Here is an 18,589-nt window from a genome sequence, read left to right on the forward strand (position 1 = left end):
TTGTGACTAAAGTCCATTTGATTTTAATCCTCACAAATTATCTTTGCCCAAATTTTGTGTGTTTTGGTAAGGATACTTTCAGTAAGCTTCTTATTTCTATACCTGGTGGCTCTTGTGCGACCTGTATTTCCTTTAGTGGAATACTGGGCTAATAAGGAATATATTGCTGAAAACTATTGTCAGGACAGATTTTTAGAAATTACGATGTGTCATGGTTATTGCTATCTTCAAACTCAATTAAAAATTGAACTGAGTGGAGGTCCAGAACAGCATAATCAGGATGAGAGTGGGCCGACAAAATTAGAACTGGAAAAATTTCCTTTTTCTATTATTAAGGAGCCAAGGACTGAGGAAAGCATTTTTCAATTGGTAAGCAGAAATCATTTGATATTTAAAAATATTATTTACTCTCCACCCTTTATTCAGAAGGAGACTCCCCCGCCTAATACAATAATAAGTTGATCAGCATTTTAACTTATTATTAATCTAAAAAATTGAAAAATGAATTTCATTAAATTCCTTTTAACAGGGAGTGTATTTCTATTGCCTTTATTTATTTCAGCACAAACAGAACTTTGGTCATCAAACAGGCCTGATGGTCATGCTCCAATTGGTGTAATGGGAGATCACATGCACAAAAAAGGTGAATTGATGTTTGGCTATCGGTTCGGTATCATGGAAATGGATCAGTTAAATCAAGATAGTGAGTCAATTAGTTCTGAAGAAGTACTCGAGGATTATATGGTTTCTCCGATTTCTTCAAATGCAAATATGCATACTTTTGGTGTAATGTATGCCCCGTCAGATTTTGTTACTGTAACATTAATGGGTGGATACATTAGTAAAGAAGGGGAGATGGTCAACCGGATGGGACAGCAAATCAATGTTGCTTCAACTGGTTTTATCGATCCAAAAGTTAATTTTATATTTCGTGTTATGGATAACAACAAGCAGCATATTCATGCAAACTTAGGAGTGAGTTTACCATTAGCATCTATAGAACAACGCGACGATACTCCAATGGCTGAGCAGTCTTTATTAGCTTATCCAATGCAAATTGGAAGTGGAACTACTGATCCAGTGATTGGATTTACTTATTTGGGTCAGCAAAAAGACCTTTCCTGGGGTGGTCAGTCAAGTTATACTGCGAGATTATATGATAATAGTCGTGATTACCGATTAGGTAATGAGCTGAAAATGACTGGTTGGTTTGCCTATCGTATTTCACAGTCTTTTAGTTCTTCCGTTCGGCTATCCTATTTAAACACACAAAGCATTAGTGGTGCAGATGATGAAATGAACCCGGTAATGATGCCTATGTTTGATGTTGAAAACTCAGGCAAGGATCAGGTAATGACCGGAATCGGATTAAATTATTATGTTAGTTCCGGGGATCTTAAAAATATACGTATTGGTGCTGAATATATAATCCCGTTATATCAACATGTGAACGGTATACAAATGGTAATGGGTCAGAAAATAGTCGTTGGTATCCAATATTCATTATAGTAACATACAGAATTATTAACCCATTTTTATTAAAAAAAGGCGGTCATTTACACTTAAATGACCGCTTTTTAATTTTTATAAAGATCTATTTACTCAATCCCCTCAATGTAAGGAGCACCAGATTCGGTTAGTTGGTTTGCCAGGTTTTCAACGGCTGAATTAACGCTATTAATTTCCTGTTCTATTTCTGCAAGATCACTTTCAATAAATTCCATTGTTTGCTTATGGGTTTCAGTAGGGCCGTAAGTCGAATGACTCACTCCTTTATAAAGAGCAAACATACGGTCGCCAATAGTTGGTTTGGTTTTTTCACCGACCTGAAGTTTTGCAGGATTACCTTGAACCATTGTATTGAGCTCATTTAGTTCAGTTAATAATTCCTGGTATTGCTTATCAAAGGCGCCAGGATCAGTCTGCGACTTAGCAATAGCTCTCTCTATAGCTTTAACCTGTTTGTTTAGTGCACTCAACTTTAATTGAATCGCTGTTGTTCTTTTTACTTTCTCTTCATATTTTCTTAAGAATTGAGACAGCTCTTCGTTGCTTGCTCCTTCTAGAGCCCCATCTCGTAACTCGACCACTTCAAATTCTACAGGTTCAGATAATGTGGTTGCTTCTCCATCAACGACTTTCGACAAAGTAACTGTGTATTTTCCCGGAGGAGCCAGAAGGCCATCGAACTCAAGTTCATTTTCAGGTTCTTCAGGCTTTTCAAGAGTGATTGATTCCGGTGCCGGATAACGCAGGTCCCAGGCAACTCGATGGAAGCCTTTATCAGTACTTCCAGGGATGCGCTTGATTACATTCCCGTTCATATCTTTTACAGTAAGCCATACTTTTGGATCAGGCATCGTTTCTTCCATAGCCATTCCTTCATATCCTGCGAATGGTATGTTCTGGCCGGATTTGGTTAGTTTTTTCTCGGCATCCTGTCTTTTTTCTTCTTTTGTTTTGTATTCGTCTTTTAAATAATATGTGAATACTGCTCCAAAATCTGGGTTTGGGGCAGTGTAATGAGCGGCACCCATTGATCCTTTTTCTTCGTTAAAACCCAGTTCTGATCTTGGTACATACCACCAGGCTTTTCTGGTTGGAAATAAAACTGCTTCTTGTTCCAGTTTGCTTTGAGAGACATCCCTTAGCATTGTGTAATCATCTAAAACAAAGAATCCTCTACCAAATGATGCTCCAATAAGGTCGTTTTCTCTTCGCTGTATAGCCAAATCCCTGAAAGAGATTGTCGGGAGGCTTTCAAATTTCACCCAATTTGATCCGCCATCAACAGTGAAATAAATACCAAATTCAGTTGCGGCAAATAATAAGTTTTTGTCTTCGTGGTCCTGTACCATTCTCCAGACTAAGGTGTTGGCAGGAATGTTTCCGCTTATTGAAGTCCATGATCTGCCTTTATCAGTACTTTTAACTAAGTAAGGAGTGAAATCGCCATATTTATGGTTATCCAATGCTACATAAACAGTGTTCTCATCATATAGATCAGCTTTAATATCATTTACAAAGGCAGTTGAAGGTACTCCAGGAATTGAACCAACTTCTATTTTCCTCCAGTTATCGCCACCATCTTCCGTTACCTGGATCAATCCATCATCAGTACCGGCATAGATCACTCCTTTGGTTACCGGGGATTCTGCAAGGGAAGTGATGGTGTTGTAATTGGACATTGCCAGGAAGTCCCAGGAATTGTCCCAGCTTTGTTTTTTACCCATTATTGGAAGTTCAATCCGATTTTGGTTTCTGGTTAGGTCACCTGAAATAGCAGTCCATGAATCTCCTCTGTTATCAGATTTCCAAACGCGGTACGAACCAAAAAAGATTGTTGTTGGATTATGGGTGCTGACCAGAATAGGGGCATCCCAGTTAAATCGTTCATGAGGTTCATCTTCACCCGGTTGTGGTTGAATATCTGTTGCTTCACCGGTGATCATGTCTACCCTTGAAAGATTTCCTTCCTGTCTTTCGGCGTAAATGATATCCGGATTACCAGGCTCTGTTGCCGGTTGGTGACCATCCCAGTTTAATACAACTTTCCAGTCTGAGTTTTGGATTCCATGGTAATTATCTGTTCTCGAAGGCCCTCCCTGAGTACTGTTGTCCTGGGTTCCTCCATAAATAGTATAAAATGGTTCTGCATCATCGACAGCTACTTTATAAAACTGTGTTACCGGAAGGTTTTTGACAAATCGCCAGTTTTCACCTAAGTCAAATGATTCGTATAGACCTCCGTCTGTACCCACAAGAAGGTAATTCGGGTCATCTTTTTTAAAGGCGATGGCGTGATTATCACTGTGCTTATGCTTGTTGTTAAACCTTTTGAATGTTTTACCATGGTCGGTAGAATATTGCATCCAGGCATCCACAAGGTAAAGTCGTCCGGGTTGGTGAGGAGAAGTATACAACTCCTGATAGTAATGAGGTCCAGTTGCTCCTGCAACAGCATCTGATTGTTTATCCCAGGTTTCCCCACGGTCAGAAGACATATAAACGCCGCCTGTTCGCCGCTTGAGTTCTATTGCCGCATAGATAATATCCGGATTTTCGTACGACATAGCCAGTCCTATTTTACCCATGTTTTCTTCAGGAAGCCCTTTAGTGAGTTCTTTCCAGGTTTCACCTCCATCAGTACTTTTATGTATTCCCGTACCCGGTCCGCCTCCCATGTAGGCAGCAACTGTTCGGTGTCTGTCCCATGTGGCTGCATACAATAGGTCGGGATTTCTTGGATCGATCAATATGTCCGTAACACCTGTCCATTCGCTTCCACCAAGTGTTTTATTCCAGGTCTTTCCTCCATCAGTAGATTTGTATAATCCGCGTTCACCCCCTTTACTCCATAAAGGACCTTGAGCAGCAACCCAGATAATATCTGAATTTTCCGGATGGATAATTATTTTAGAAATGTGCTCAGAATTTTTCAGCCCCATATTTTGCCAGGACTCACCTCCATCTGAACTTTTATAAATACCATCGCCATATCCGGCATGTCTTCCGCCGATGTTTTCCCCTGTGCCAACCCAGATAGTATTGGGATTGGCAGGGTCAATGGTTACACAGCCAATGGAATATGAAGATTGATCATCAAAAACAGGTTTCCAGGTGGTTCCAGCATTAGTGGTTTTCCATACTCCTCCGGAACCTACACCGACTATCCAGGTACTTTCATCTTCAGGATGAATCGCTATATCTGCTATTCTACCCGACATAAATGCCGGGCCGATATTTCGAAACTTAATCCCCGAGAAAGTGGAGTCCGTAAGTTTAGTACTCGAAGTTGAATTTGAATTGTCTTTTTTTCTTCGTTGACCGTTAACTAACGATAATGAAAAGACCATCAGAGTAATTACCATGATGGTGGTTATTTTATTGTTGATCATAGTGAGTATTAGGTAAAGGTGTATACTGAAAATAGCACTCAGTTTCTTCTAATCAAAATAAAAGATTACTAGAATTAATGAACAGCCATGTAGAAATTAAATGTTTAAAAAAAGAGAGATCGTATTATGATCTCTCTCTATAATTCTTGGATTTTGATGGATCCTTTATTTAGATGCCGTTTGCTTATGTTCTTTGATTGTTTCTTCTGAAAGATTAAGAAATCTGGCTGCGTTGTTGTAGAAGATATCTTCTTTTTGATCTATAGTTAGAAAATCAGCACTGTTAACGTTGTTAATAGCTTTTTCAATCATACTGGTAAAAGCCATCTGATCACTTCCAAACATAATTCTTTTACCAAATCCGGCGTCGACTAGTTCTTTGAGATATGAGTGAAATTCTGATTCTTCTAAAACCCAAGAAATTACACCTAAATCAACGTAAACTTGTGGATGAGCGTACATAAGAGCTTTCATTTCATCTGCAAAAGGCCATCCTGCATGCATTATATAGACAGGGACTTTTGGGTGGGAGACCAGATGTTCTTCGATTAAAAGAGGCCTTGCATGAGATGCCCTGGTTTCCGGATATGCAAAATAAACACCGCCCGGAGGTCCTCCAGGTAAAATGTGATAGGCAACGGGGATATTTAATTCTTCAGCAAGATCAAAAATTGGGGTTATTTTTTTATCATCAGGTTTTATTCCAGCATAGTTAGGAGCAACTTCACCAATCACGTCTAATTCCCCGGCTTCGTGCCATTTCCTCAATGAATCCAGGTTTATTTGAGTTGGATCGGATATTAATTGACCCTGAATTACTTTTCCCGGATGCATTTTTGACCATTTTTTAACTGTTTGATGTGTTGGAGATGAAAGCATAACTTTTACGATTTTATGCTTTTTCATTATATCGGCAGTTTCTTTCTCGTGGCTCGGAATATCTTTTGAACCAATATATTTATCACCAGTTGTAGGGTTGATTACTTCACCAAATAAGGGGTTCGGTTTAGCATAGGCATGCATATGCATGTCGATGATGGGGCCAGAATAAGACTTGATATCTTTCTCAGATAATTTTTCAGTGTTTTTGTTTGCTGAAGTTTGGGTGCAGCTATATATAAGACAAAGACAAACTACTGGGATGATTAAGTTAAAGTTGATTTTCATGGTATAAGGAGTTGACTCTGATATCAATTTAAAGAAAAATTAACCCAGAGTCAACTAGTTGTTTTCATACAAAAAGAAAGGAGGGCTCCATGAAAACCCTCCTTCGTTCTAACCAAAAAATCCGCAATTATGAAAAAATATTACCAACTGGTGTAGACGCCGCCACTAACCCGGACATGTCCGCCTGAGCGACCACCCCTACTTCTTGAATATCTGTAGTTATCATCATCGTCATCACAATGATCACGATATTTTTTATGTTTTTTATGCTTGTGTTTGCCGTGACCTCTGCCAGGATGTTCTCTGAAAACAGGATGTTGTTTTCTATGAGATGAGCAACATGCTCCATATCGTGGCTGGTACACTCTTCTGTAGTAATTTTCATGAAAACCACAATGGTTATTACAATGATGCCCGTGCATTGGGTTTGATCGTAATCTTCTTTCTCTCACAACATGACCATAATCATCGTAAGTCACCTCGAAAAATCCGTGTCTTCCCTGAAGTACCACTGTGAAAAACATGTGGCCATGATCTCTGTATCTATTTGTATGAATCCAATTGTATCCTCTGAAGTCATATGTGATTGAACGAGCGACTCTTCCTGGAACACCCCACTCATGAGAAACTCCGAATGATGTTACAAAATGCTGGGCCTGTAATTCTGAAGCGAATCCAAATAAAACCAGCGCGATAAAAAGTATTGCTTTTCTCATAGCTTTAAAAATTTGATTCACTAGGGTAAATACAATCGCCGTGCCAAAAAACTTTTTTTCTTACATCTGGCGAATTGTTTTTAATCGTAAGTTACTGGTTTTCAGTGTTTAGTTTTCAGGTAAAATTTGTTTAATGTGTTGGTTTTTATTTTTTTAAAAACAAAATTCTCGAATGAAGGTTCATTGTTTGGATAAATTTTAAGAGAAGTGAAGCAACTTTATATAAAAAGTATAATGATCATGTTGGGATATTCTTTTACCAACAAGCAATCAAGAATTTTTTCAGATCTGTCACAAAAAAATATTTTGGATCTTTCTCAAATCCATCGCGATATTTATGATGAATTAAACAGAAAAACTCATTAAAATTTTATAGAAAGTGCAGTATCGGATTTATTTTTTAAATTGCTCTTAATTGAATCCGATATTAATTCTATTTTATTCAGAATATGTTTCTTTTGTTTTTCTATCTGGCCCTAGCGCTGGGATTTTCCTTTTTATGTTCTATTCTTGAGGCTGCCTTATTGAGTATTACTCCTGTATTTGTAAAGGCCAAAGAACAAGAAGGAGCTGCTTATGCCAAAGAATTAAAACTATTAAAAGAAAATGTAGATAAACCTCTTGCAGCAATTTTATCATTAAATACTATTGCCCATACGATTGGTGCTGCTGGTGTTGGAGCGCAGGCGAGCATCGTTTTTGGTGAAGCTTACTTTGGCTATATTTCAGCAATCTTAACAATTCTGATATTAATCTTTTCCGAGATCATTCCAAAATCACTGGGTGCTAAATTCTGGAAGTCACTAGCTCCATTTGTATCAAGAACTTTAAAAATTCTTGTTGTCCTGATGTTTCCTTTAGTATGGATTTCGGAGCATATTACAAAATTAGTAGGTGGAGGAGGGCATGTTACTGCTCCAGGAAGAGAAGATATTGCTGCGATGGCTGAGCTTGGTACTGAAGCTGGCGTATTTGATAAAAGTGAATTTAATATCATCAATAATCTTATCAGGTTTAAGTCAATTAAGGTTGAAGATGTCATGACTCCACGTACGGTTGTATTAGCAGCACCTTCAACTATGACGATAAAAGAATTTTTTGATGAAAAAAGCTTTCTGAAATTTTCCAGAATTCCTGTTTTTAAAGATACTATCGACCATGTCACCGGTTTTGTGTTAAAAAATGATGTGATGGAAAAGCTGGCTCATGATGAATATGAAGCTAAATTATCTGAAATCCAGCGAAATGTATTAATAGTTTATGAACACCAGGCTATTCCGATAGTTTTTGAACAATTACTAACAAAGAAAGAACACATTGCTCTTGTTGTTGATGAATATGGAGGTATGGCCGGCATTGTTACCCTGGAAGATATAATCGAAACGTTACTGGGACTGGAAATTCAGGATGAACTTGATAATACAAAAGATATGCAGCAGCTGGCCAGAAAAAAATGGGAGGAACGCGCCCGCCAGCTAGGTATATTTCCCGATGAAGAATAAAATAAAATCCTATGCCGGAGAATCAACTCGAACCCAGATCTGTTAAATTTTCTGCAACGACAATAACTGAACTAATGCTTCCTTCCTCAGCCAATTTCGGAGGGAAGATACATGGTGGTTATCTATTATCTATGATGGACAAGGTGGCCTATGCATGTTCAAGTAAGCATTCAGGTGCCTATTGTGTAACTGTATCAGTTAATGCTGTTGATTTTTTATTACCTGTTGAAGTTGGGGATCTCGTATCCATGTTGGCATCGGTAAATTATGTAGGAAATACCAGCATGGTTGTAGGAATAAAAGTAATTGCAGAAAATGTGAAAACCGGTGAAGTGAAGCATACTAATACCTCATATTTCACCATGGTCGCTAAAAATGAGCAGGGAGAAACTGTTAAAGTACCTCCTTTATTACTCGAATCACCAATTGATGTAAGGAGATTTGTAGAGTCAATTAAAAGACGGAAACTGAAAAAGCAGATTTCTGAAAAGATGGATGAGGAAAAAAAGACTTTTGACCTGAAAAAAGAACTTACTCATTTGAAAGATCAACGGTGCATTTTAGCTGACGATTTGCAGTGATTTTTGATTCGATCCTGTTCGAAGTTGTAAAACACCTGTACGATTTTGAACACTCTTTTAAAATTGTTAAATTTTTAATTATCTGATTATCAGTATCTTGTAAAAAATATTTTACTTGGCACGAATCTTCTTATAGATCATGTGAACATTTAAATCGCATGATTATGAACCGAGAAGTACTTAATAAACCCTATTTATTTTTAGCATTATTCTTTTTATGTTTCGCAGCTAATGCCCAGCAGGCAGGCAAAATTACAGGAAAGGTTTCAGACCAGAATTCTCAACCTGTTCCTTTCGCGAACGTAGCAGTTTTAAATCAATCGGATTCTTCTTTAGTTACCGGAGCAGTAACCAGCGAGAATGGTAATTTCACTATGGGATCTCCAAAAGTAGCGGGAACTTATTTAGTGAGACTTAGTGCCATTGGTTATGAAACAAATTATTCTGAGCCATTTAAAATAGAAGGAGAAGGATATTCTAAACATTGGTCAAGTTTGACTCTTCCAGAAGAGACTCAAAGTCTTGATGGGGTAGAGGTAAGAGCTACTCGTCCTACAGTCATTGTAGAAGCTGATAAAACAGTTGTTGATATAGAAAATTCAGCGTTAACTGAAGGGAATACTGCCCTGGAAGTTCTTGAAAAATCACCTGGAGTATGGGTAGATCAGGACGGTAACATCCAGTTAAATGGAAAAGCCGGTGTTCTTGTAATGATTGATGACAGACGAACTTTCATGAGTGCCAAAGAGCTTCAATCTCTTCTGAATTCGATGTCAGCAAATAACATTAAGAGTATAGAATTAATTACAAATCCATCTGCAAAATACGATGCGGAAGGATCTGCAGGAATAATCAATATAAAATTAAAAAGAGGTATTGACACTGGATTTAATGGTAGTGTGAACCTTGGTTACAATTATAATGAGCGTAATAGTTATAATGGTGGTGTAAACTTTAACTATAAAAAAGGTAAAGTAAGTTCTTTCCTACAAGCTGATTACAGTAAAAGAGCACAATGGAGAGACCTTACCATGCGTCGTGAGTTTATAACACAGGGAGAAGGAGAATATATGGAGCAAGATGCAAAAAACAGACATACGTTTGACAATGTTAATTTAAATCTTGGTCTGGATTATGAAATAAATGATCGCCATACAGTTGGCTTCATGGTTAAATCATTCAACAATGAAGGTATGGTAGAGTTTGACGTAGAAACTTTTAACTACGGAAACCAGGATTTTCCAGGATTTGTACTTGCTGATAATGAATTGAACGAGGAGAATGCGAATAATTCAGCAAACTTCCATTATATAGCTCAACTAGATACAAATGGTACAAAATTGAGTGTTGATCTGGATTATGTAAATAAAGAAAGTGAAGACTTTGGATTGTTCGAAAATGAAATATTTTCTAGTAAGGGAGGAGAACTTCTTGGGGATGAAACATTTAGAAATATAAACCCTAATATGTTTGATATCTATTCAGCAAAAGCTGATTTAACCAAGCCTTTCGGGAAAGGAAAGACTCTTGAGGCAGGTTTAAAGTTCAGTCAGGTTGTTTCAGATAATGAAGTGCGTTTTGAAGCATTAACTGACGGTGAATGGGTATTAGATGCAGATCGTTCGAATCACTTTATATATACTGAGAACATTTATGCAGCCTATGCTAGTTATGGCTTTCCTCTTACAGAAAAAATCAGCGTAAAAGCTGGATTAAGATATGAACATACGATAGCAGAAGGTAAGTCGGTTACTTTAAACCAGGTTAATGACAGAAGTTATGCTGGTTTCTTTCCTAGCTTGTTTGTGACTAATAATGTAAGTGAGAATTATCAGATTGGTTTTAACTACAGCAGAAGAATAAACCGACCTAATTACAGAATGTTAAATCCATATTATCTGTACATTGACAGATATACGATTGCCACAGGTAATCCAAACTTAAAGCCGGTATTTACTCATAATGTGGAGGTTAACCAGACATTTAAGAAGAAGTATATCGTAGGATTGGGATATAACAAGTCAGTGGATATGTTCACAGAAGTTCCGGATGCAGACGTTGATAGCAGATTGGTAGTGTTCAGTCCGAGAAACCTTGACGATACACATGATGCATATGCAAGATTTATATTCCCTGTTGATGTGAAAGACTGGTTTTCTATAAGCAATACTGCGGTGGTTTCTTACAAACAATTCAGTAGTGTGATTGAAGATGAAAAAGTAGTAAACGAACGTTTTAACACTTATTTCCAGTCTCGTTTCAGTTTTGTATTGCCAAAAGGATTCAAATTTGAAATGACAGGAACTTACATAGGCCCTAATGTATGGGGTATCTATAGAATGGACGAACAAGCCTGGGTTGATCTGGGTGTAAAGAAAAGTATCATCGATGATAAACTTTCATTCAGCCTGAATTTCAATGATGTATTCCACAGTCGAAGATTCCAGGGTACTGTTGAACTGCCTGATCAAAATACAAATATCGGAAATGTGTTTTCTTCTCAATCTTTGAATTTCACTATTCGATATAACTTTAGCCAGGGAAAACAGTTTAGAGTAAATACAAACAGAGGTAATTTAGAGGAATTAAATCGTGCAGGAGGTAATTAATAGATAGTTGATTGCGATACCCTTGCAATAAGCCGGATTCTGAGGAGTCCGGCTATTTTTTTTAACATTTTCATGGATTAAAGGTTTTCATTTTGTTTTTATTTGATTTTAAGCTCTATCTTAAACATTCAGATATAATTGCGAATGAAAGAAATCACAGCGATAACTTTTATGAGGTTTCCCGATTTTAAAAGTAGGTATAAAGCGCTTACAATGATGAATGAGGGACATCAATACCTATCAGAAATTCAGGGACTTAATTTTTACAAGTTAATGGGTAGTGGAAAAGGAAACGGGTTTAATCCTTTTCCCGACTGGTCAGTGTATTGCCTGATGACAAACTGGAAGGATACTGATTCAGCAACAAAATTTTTTAATAGTAGTCGTTTCTTCAACCATTATGATGATTATATGTCTGAAAAATGGACGGCCTTAATGAAATGTGTAAAATCAAAAGGGCAATGGTCAGGAGAAGAACCTTTTACTACTGATTCTGATTTTTCGACTCTTTCAGACAAAGACCCAATAGCAGTACTGACCCGTGCTACGATAAAAACATCAAAACTCCTTAAATTCTGGTCATATGTTCCGCGATCCAGCCGAGCTTTAAAAAATAATTCAGACATAATATTTTCAAAGGGAGTTGGTGAAATTCCGGTAGTGCAAATGGCCACTTTCAGTATATGGAAAAATTTAAAATCAATGAAAGATTTCGCATATGGTTCCAGGGGACACAAGGGAGCAATAAAAAGAACTCATAAACATGATTGGTACAAAGAAGAACTATTTGCAAGGTTTGTAATCTTTGATACGATAGGTAGTTTTTCGGATATAGATCTGAGAATAAAAAAAAGAAGCACTATTAATGGGGGCAATTAACAGTGCTTCAAGTCAACCAACAAAACAAATCACATTTTACCTTTCAGCATTTTATTCCAATACAGATATGGTAATCCGTATTTTTTGAGTATCCATAAGAACCAGCTTTCTTTAGCTGTATCTAAGAATTTGCTCAAAAGTGGATCGCTATCACGAACATTATTGTATTTGAACTCAGCCAGAACCATTTTACCATATCCTGTAACTAAGGGGCATGAGCTGTAGCCTTCGTATCTGGGTTTATCCAAACTGTTGTTTTTGATCAGGTTAAGGATATTAGCAACTACCACCGGAGCTTGTTTACGAACAGCCGCGCCAGTTTTTGCTGTAGGTAGAGCAGCTACATCTCCAAGGGCAAAAACATTTGGATATCTTAAATGCTGTAGAGTTTCAATGTCAACATCAACCCATCCTGCACTTGGTCCTTCTTTTAGTGCTAATTGAGATTTCCTAATAAAATCCGGTGCACTTTGAGGAGGTGCAAGATGAAGCATATCAAAAGGTATTGCTACTTCTTTGTCGTTAAGTAGCTTTTCGCCGATTGCACCGTCAGGGGTTACGCTTTCTTCGGTGTTAACTTTGAAGTATGCAGTATTATTTTCTGCATCTATTCTTGTGAGGACGTAGTGAAATTTTGTATTGATATCATATCGATCTATTACCTTATTGAGTGTATCGGCAAATTCTTTTACACCAAAGATTACTCCCCCGGGAGAGGCAAAAATTACATTGGTCTTTTCTGCCAGTCCATGTTTTTTGAAGTAGTCTGAAGCCAGGTACATGATCTTTTGAGGTGCCCCGCCGCATTTTATTGGTGTATTGGCCTGGGTAAATAGAGCATTTCCACCTTTAAAGTTTTTGATAACCTTCCAGGTGTGCTCAGGATCAGTGTAATTACTACAAACAACGCCTTTATCGAGTGCTTCGGCCAAACCAGGGATGCCATCCCTGTTTATTTGGATGCCTGGAGCGACAACTAAATAATCATATGATAGTTGCTGACCATTTTGGGTCTGAACCACATTATCTTCCGGATCTATAGTTTCTGCACGATCTTTAATCCAATTCACACCTTCCGGGATATATTCCTTCTCATCCCTGATGGTATTTTTCATATTAAAGGTTCCGGCTCCTACGAGAGTCCACGCCGGCTGATAAAAATGTTTTTCAGAAGGTTCTATTAAACCGATATTTAATTTTTGAGGTGATTTACGTACAAGTTGAGCGGCTGTCATTATACCTGCTGTTCCACCCCCAATTATAAGAACATCGTACTTCATCTTTTTAGCTGTTTTGTTTGATTACAATTAAGTACTTTTTATGATCAGAAACTGTGATAATTATCACCCAGAATGATGATTTAAAGAGTGATTACCTTCAATTTGAAAAGTATATCAGATAGTTATTTACAAAGACTTTTATTTAGCTATGATAACCAAAAGCTATGGTTTATATTCACTACAAAAATATTTTCCAGGTTAATCGGGTGTTGATGGCCAAAGATCAAAAGGTACTTTCTTTTCAAAAGATAATACTTGCAGTAGGTGTGCTGTTGATGATTATTAAATTCACTGCATTTTACTATACTGCTTCTAATGCTATATTGTCAGACGCACTTGAAAGTATTGTCAATGTGCTGACAGGCGGTTTTGCCTTATACTCATTGTATTTGGCTCAACTACCAAGAGATCTCAATCATCCATATGGTCACGGTAAAATAGAATTTATAAGTGCTTCGGTAGAAGGGACGCTTATCATCATCGCCGGACTGATGATCATAGGGAAATCAGCGTATAACCTGTTTGTGCCCCAGGAATTAAATGATCTGACCATCGGTATCTGGCTTACAATTATAGCCGGAGTAGTAAATGGCATAATGGGAAAGATATCAGAGCAAAAAGGAAAAGATATTCATTCTCCGACTCTTGTAGCGGCAGGGAAGCATTTGTTTTCTGATTTTCTTTCCAGCATAGGGCTTGTTTTGGGTTTGTTCCTTATTTATTTCACTAAAATTTACTGGATCGATAGTGCTATAGCTATCATATTTGGTTTGATAATAATATTTTCAGGATACAAAGTTATCCGGCACTCTGTTGGAGGACTTATGGATGAAGCTGATGAAGATGTACTTGAAAGTATCGTAAATACACTTGATAAAAATCGCAGAGATAAATGGATTGACGTACATAATCTGCGCACCCAACGGTTTGGTCATCTCGTACATATTGACGCTCATGTTACTTTACCATATTATCTCACGTTAAAGGAATCGCATGAAGAATTGAAAATAATGGATGACCTTATTTCAAAGCAGTTCCGGGAAACTGAGTTTTTTATTCATGCTGATCCATGCATCCCAACAAGTTGTCCTGTTTGTCGTATATCTGATTGTCCTGTTCGGCAGGCTCCATACCAGGGAACGGTAACCTGGAGAGTTCAGGATACCTTGAAAAACCGAAAACATACTGTAAAAGATCTTGATTAATGAGAGTAATAAAAGAATTCTCCAGCAATAATATTAGATACAGCGTATTTACATGGAATGAGAAGTTTTTATTGAAAGCTGAAAAAGGTCCGATGGAAATAACGTTGAAATTCAACGAGCTTGATCTGCTTGGAGAACCCGACTGGGAGAAATTTGTGGAAGGTAGATTTTCAGACCAGGTAGATAAACAGTTTGAGCAGCTAGGAAACATTTATAGAAATGCGCTTCAGGAACTGGGATAAAAAAATTACTCATACTCCACCGGAAAAATCTTTTCCTGTTGCAGAGCTTAAATGGATGGATGGCTCCAAGCCGGGTTTTATCCGTTTATTTACCAGACACCTTGAGATAGAACGACGCAACGAAAAACACCTGCATGAATTAAAAGGCTTGCATGGAATTCAGATTGTGAAAGGCCATTACCTTGGTTTTATCTGGGCAGGAGGGGTATTGTCGTCTCTTTCAATGGTGGCCTTGTTTACCTATTATGACCACCCCCTGTTAATGATAAGCCTGTTTTTTGTAGGGATTATGTTGATCTACATCGGAGGAATGGGAGGCCCGGCAATTCAATTAAATGAGCCCAAGAACCGTACGCTGGTGTTGTTGAAAAAGAAACCTGTTGACTTTCAGAAGTTTATAAGGGCCTTTTACGCTATAAAGTCTCAATCATTAACAGATGTTGATTCCCTGTGGTTACCCTTGACTGATCAGGAACTGGCAGAACTTGAAGAAGAAGATCAGGTTGAAATAAAGGGTAGAAGGGAATTACTTGTTAACCCGCAAAGAAATGGCCCGGAACAGGTGTTAATTGATTGGCCGGTCAAAGATGTTTTGATAAGTATGAAAGGTAATAAATTGGATATTGCGGTTAAAGATTTTAAATTAAGAAAGACCCAGGTAAAACAAAGGGTTTATTCGGCAAGGTCGTGATTTTTCAACATTAGTTGATTAATTTAAAATGTATATATTTGCCGGTTGAATCTGATAACTATTTTATGCAGTCAGACGAATCAATACGTCAGGAAAGATATAAACCAATTATACCAGCTCCACGAAAATGGCCTGTTGTTCAATTAAGTAAGAACAGCAAGCAGTTTATCGAAGAGGTGATCGATGACACCTTTGACAGGATCAAAGAGGTTAAGTCCACCCGCGAGGAATTGATCGAAGAGCTGGAAACCACTTTATACAGGGAGAAACTCAGGGTTAAAAGAAATCCATGGAAGGTAGATCCACCGGATGATGCTGAGTTCTGGGCTGGATTAAGGTCCGAACTTGCTTCTATAACAGGCAATCCTGATGACCCGGCAATTGATGATAAACTTGACGAATTACTCAAAACCATCATTTCGAGGTATGCAAATGAGATTTTAAGTAAGTTCAAGCCTAGTTCATACAGATTTGCGCGTTCTTTTGTTAAAACCGGGTTTACCAGGTTATTAAATGCCACACATGTAAAAGGGTGGTCAGCTTTATGGAGTAAAAAATATACTCTTAATGATCAACTGCATATTGTTGGTGAGACTGAGCATATCAGGACCCTGGCACAAAAAGGAACAATCGTTCTGCTACCGACTCATTTTAGTAATCTTGATAGTATTTTAATAGGATGGGTCATCCATTCTTTAGGTTTACCTCCATTTATTTATGGCGCAGGACTTAACCTGTTCAACATTGGAATAATAGCTTATTTCATGAATAGCCTTGGGGCTTATAAAGTAGACCGGAGAAAGAAAAACCTTATTTATATAGAAACCCTGAAAACGTATTCTAATGTTGCCCTTCAAAAAGGGGTGCATAGTTTATTTTTCCCTGGTGGAACAAGAGCCAGGTCAGGACATATAGAGAAAAAACTCAAAAGAGGCCTTCTTGGAAGTGTTATTGACGCTCAACGTATCAATTATGAGAAATTTCCTGAGGAAAACAGAAAGATTTTTGTTGTCCCGGTTACGATCAATTACCACTTTACTCTTGAGGCTCCTGCACTTATCAATGATCATTTAAAAATGATGGGGCAGGAGAGATTTTATATGGAGAACGATGAATATGCTACTTCATATAAAATATTGAAATTCCTCGTTAAGTTTTTCACAAAAGGTTCCAGCATTTCAGTTTCTATTGGTAAAGGCATGGATGTTCTGGGTAATTATGTCGATGATGATGGCCATAGTTATGATAAGAATGGACAGCGGATCTATACTCGCGAATATTTCATGCATGATAAGAAGATCGAACGCGACGATCAGAGAGATGCTGAGTATACTAAAATATTAAGTGAAAAGGTAGTAAAAGAATTTCATAAAATTAACCGGGTGTTTTCTTCTCACCTGGTAGCTTTCACGGCATTTAAGATATTACAAAAGAAACATCCTAAGCTTGATTTATATAATCTTTTAAGGCTTCCTGATGAAGATCAGGTGATTCTTTATGAAGAATTCAAAGAAGAGTTTAATTTTTACCTGGATCATTTGAAAGAATTGAATAAAAAAGGCGAAGTAGGATTTGCCAGTCATATGAACCAGGATGTTGATAAAGTGATCAAGCACGGTGTGGATAATGTTGGAATGTACCATGCCAAAAGACCATTAATATTCACCAAATCAGGAGACATTACCTCTGAAAATCTTAATACACTTTTCTATTACCATAATCGGATGATGGGATATGGACTCGAAGATCTCAAATAACGATATACAACCAGTTGCTGTTCTCGGGGCCGGAAGTTTCGGGACTGCTGTGGCTAATTTACTGGCTGTAAATAGCCCGGTTTATCTCTATGCCCGTAATCCTGAGGTGGTAGAGAAAATGAAAAGTTCGAGAGAACATAATGGAGTCAGATTACATGAAAGAATTACTCCGACCAATGATCTTCAAATGGTTGTAGAGCACTGTACGACATTGTTTCCCGTTGTTCCCTCATCAGGTTTTCGTGATCTTATTCATAAAATAGCACCAATGTTGCATCCTTACCATGTTTTGATTCACGGTACAAAAGGTCTGGATGTACAACTTGAAAGTGATGTTCCTTTTGAAGAGCAAAAGGTGACTAAAAAGCAGGTGAAGACAATGAGTGAGGTGATAAGGGATGAAACTGTCGTAGTAAGAGTTGGCGCTCTTGCCGGCCCAAACCTCGCTACCGAACTCGCCCAGGGATATCCTGCAGCAACAGTAGTGGCCAGCCCGTTTAATGAGGTTATTCAGGAAGGAATACGGTTATTAAAAAATGATAAATTCCAGGTTTATGGTAACCGCGATATTATCGGTATTGAATTGTGTGGTGTTCTGAAAAATATTATTGCTATCGCATCAGGAGGAATTGCCGGAATGGGAATGGGTGAAAATAGTCGCGGTCTTCTTATTAGCCGTGGTATGATGGAGATGATGCACATTGGGAAATTTTTTGGCGCCGAACCCGAGGCTTTTATGGGGCTGGCAGGGATTGGTGATATGGTGACCACCTGTTATAGTACCTATAGTAGAAACTTCACAGTAGGTAATCGCCTCGCGAAAGGAGAAACTCTTCAGGATATACTCAATGATATGGAAGAAGTTGCCGAGGGTGTCAACACAATAAAAATAATTAAGAAGTTAACCGAATCTGCCGGCTTACGAGCTCCGATTACAGAAAACCTATATCGCGTTCTTTTTGAGAATCAACCTGTAAATGAAGCAATTGATACATTGATGAAATATCCTTTTAATATTGATGTGTCTATGCCCGATCGGATTTCAGAAGCTACCTGAGTTCG

Annotated in this window: 15 protein-coding genes; 11 read left to right on the top strand and 4 right to left on the bottom strand. The window is 37.8% G+C overall.

What is annotated here, in order from left to right; genetic code table 11:
• The first annotated feature begins 63 nt into the window (after window positions 1–63).
• Both OO013_RS06910 and OO013_RS06915 read left to right on the top strand, forming a co-directional pair.
• Window positions 64–462, top strand: coding sequence for a hypothetical protein (locus OO013_RS06910; RefSeq protein WP_266055972.1), 399 nt, complete (start codon window positions 64–66; stop codon window positions 460–462).
• A gap of 39 nt (window positions 463–501) precedes the next feature.
• Complete coding sequence (locus tag OO013_RS06915; protein ID WP_266055973.1) at window positions 502–1,509, top strand: transporter; 1,008 nt, start codon at window positions 502–504, stop codon at window positions 1,507–1,509.
• Between the two features lie 89 nt (window positions 1,510–1,598).
• Here OO013_RS06915 and OO013_RS06920 read toward each other — a convergent pair whose 3' ends face one another.
• The 3 genes from OO013_RS06920 to OO013_RS06930 all read right to left on the bottom strand — a co-directional run bounded on the left by OO013_RS06920 (window position 1,599) and on the right by OO013_RS06930 (window position 6,781).
• A complete protein-coding gene (locus OO013_RS06920; RefSeq protein ID WP_266055974.1) occupies window positions 1,599–4,898 on the bottom strand; it encodes a VPS10 domain-containing protein in 3,300 nt (1,099 codons plus the stop codon).
• A gap of 165 nt (window positions 4,899–5,063) precedes the next feature.
• Window positions 5,064–6,065, bottom strand: a complete 1,002-nt coding sequence (locus OO013_RS06925; protein ID WP_266055975.1) for an amidohydrolase family protein — start codon at window positions 6,063–6,065, stop codon at window positions 5,064–5,066.
• Window positions 6,066–6,205: 140 nt separating this feature from the next.
• Entirely contained in the window at window positions 6,206–6,781 is a 576-nt protein-coding gene (locus tag OO013_RS06930; protein WP_266055976.1) for a hypothetical protein, read from the bottom strand.
• 449 nt (window positions 6,782–7,230) lie between these two features.
• Here OO013_RS06930 and OO013_RS06935 point away from each other — a divergent pair, with 449 nt between their 5' ends.
• From OO013_RS06935 to OO013_RS06950, 4 genes are all read left to right on the top strand, one after another.
• The gene (locus OO013_RS06935; RefSeq protein WP_266055977.1) at window positions 7,231–8,283 is read left to right on the top strand and encodes a CNNM domain-containing protein; all 1,053 of its coding nucleotides are present in this window, start codon (window positions 7,231–7,233) and stop codon (window positions 8,281–8,283) included.
• Window positions 8,284–8,294: 11 nt separating this feature from the next.
• Complete coding sequence (locus tag OO013_RS06940; protein ID WP_266055978.1) at window positions 8,295–8,864, top strand: acyl-CoA thioesterase; 570 nt, start codon at window positions 8,295–8,297, stop codon at window positions 8,862–8,864.
• Window positions 8,865–9,028: 164 nt separating this feature from the next.
• On the top strand, window positions 9,029–11,473 hold the full coding sequence (locus tag OO013_RS06945; protein ID WP_266055979.1) for a TonB-dependent receptor domain-containing protein: 2,445 nt from the start codon (window positions 9,029–9,031) through the stop codon (window positions 11,471–11,473).
• A gap of 144 nt (window positions 11,474–11,617) precedes the next feature.
• Entirely contained in the window at window positions 11,618–12,352 is a 735-nt protein-coding gene (locus OO013_RS06950; protein ID WP_266055980.1) for a spheroidene monooxygenase, read from the top strand.
• Between the two features lie 29 nt (window positions 12,353–12,381).
• Here OO013_RS06950 and OO013_RS06955 read toward each other — a convergent pair whose 3' ends face one another.
• The gene (locus tag OO013_RS06955; protein WP_266055981.1) at window positions 12,382–13,632 is read right to left on the bottom strand and encodes an NAD(P)/FAD-dependent oxidoreductase; all 1,251 of its coding nucleotides are present in this window, start codon (window positions 13,630–13,632) and stop codon (window positions 12,382–12,384) included.
• Window positions 13,633–13,844: 212 nt separating this feature from the next.
• On the opposite strand from OO013_RS06955, the gene OO013_RS06960 reads away from it, so the two are divergent.
• The 5 genes from OO013_RS06960 to OO013_RS06980 all read left to right on the top strand — a co-directional run bounded on the left by OO013_RS06960 (window position 13,845) and on the right by OO013_RS06980 (window position 18,584).
• Window positions 13,845–14,837, top strand: coding sequence for a cation diffusion facilitator family transporter (locus OO013_RS06960; protein ID WP_266055982.1), 993 nt, complete (start codon window positions 13,845–13,847; stop codon window positions 14,835–14,837).
• The gene (locus OO013_RS06965; protein WP_266055983.1) at window positions 14,837–15,079 is read left to right on the top strand and encodes a hypothetical protein; all 243 of its coding nucleotides are present in this window, start codon (window positions 14,837–14,839) and stop codon (window positions 15,077–15,079) included. Before OO013_RS06960 ends, OO013_RS06965 begins: the two co-directional genes overlap by 1 nt.
• Window positions 15,057–15,770 (top strand): hypothetical protein, encoded by a 714-nt coding sequence (locus OO013_RS06970; protein ID WP_266055984.1) that lies wholly within the window; start codon window positions 15,057–15,059, stop codon window positions 15,768–15,770. The genes OO013_RS06965 and OO013_RS06970 overlap by 23 nt, the downstream gene beginning before the upstream one ends.
• Window positions 15,771–15,835: 65 nt before the next feature.
• A complete protein-coding gene (locus OO013_RS06975) occupies window positions 15,836–17,527 on the top strand; it encodes a 1-acyl-sn-glycerol-3-phosphate acyltransferase (protein ID WP_266055985.1) in 1,692 nt (563 codons plus the stop codon).
• Window positions 17,505–18,584 carry an NAD(P)H-dependent glycerol-3-phosphate dehydrogenase gene (locus tag OO013_RS06980; RefSeq protein WP_266055986.1) on the top strand — a complete coding sequence of 360 codons (1,080 nt, stop codon included), beginning with the start codon at window positions 17,505–17,507 and terminating at the stop codon, window positions 18,582–18,584. Before OO013_RS06975 ends, OO013_RS06980 begins: the two co-directional genes overlap by 23 nt.
• Window positions 18,585–18,589: the final 5 nt, after the last annotated feature.

This window comes from Mangrovivirga halotolerans, from assembly GCF_026241165.1.
GTDB lineage: Bacteria > Bacteroidota > Bacteroidia > Cytophagales > Cyclobacteriaceae > Mangrovivirga > Mangrovivirga halotolerans.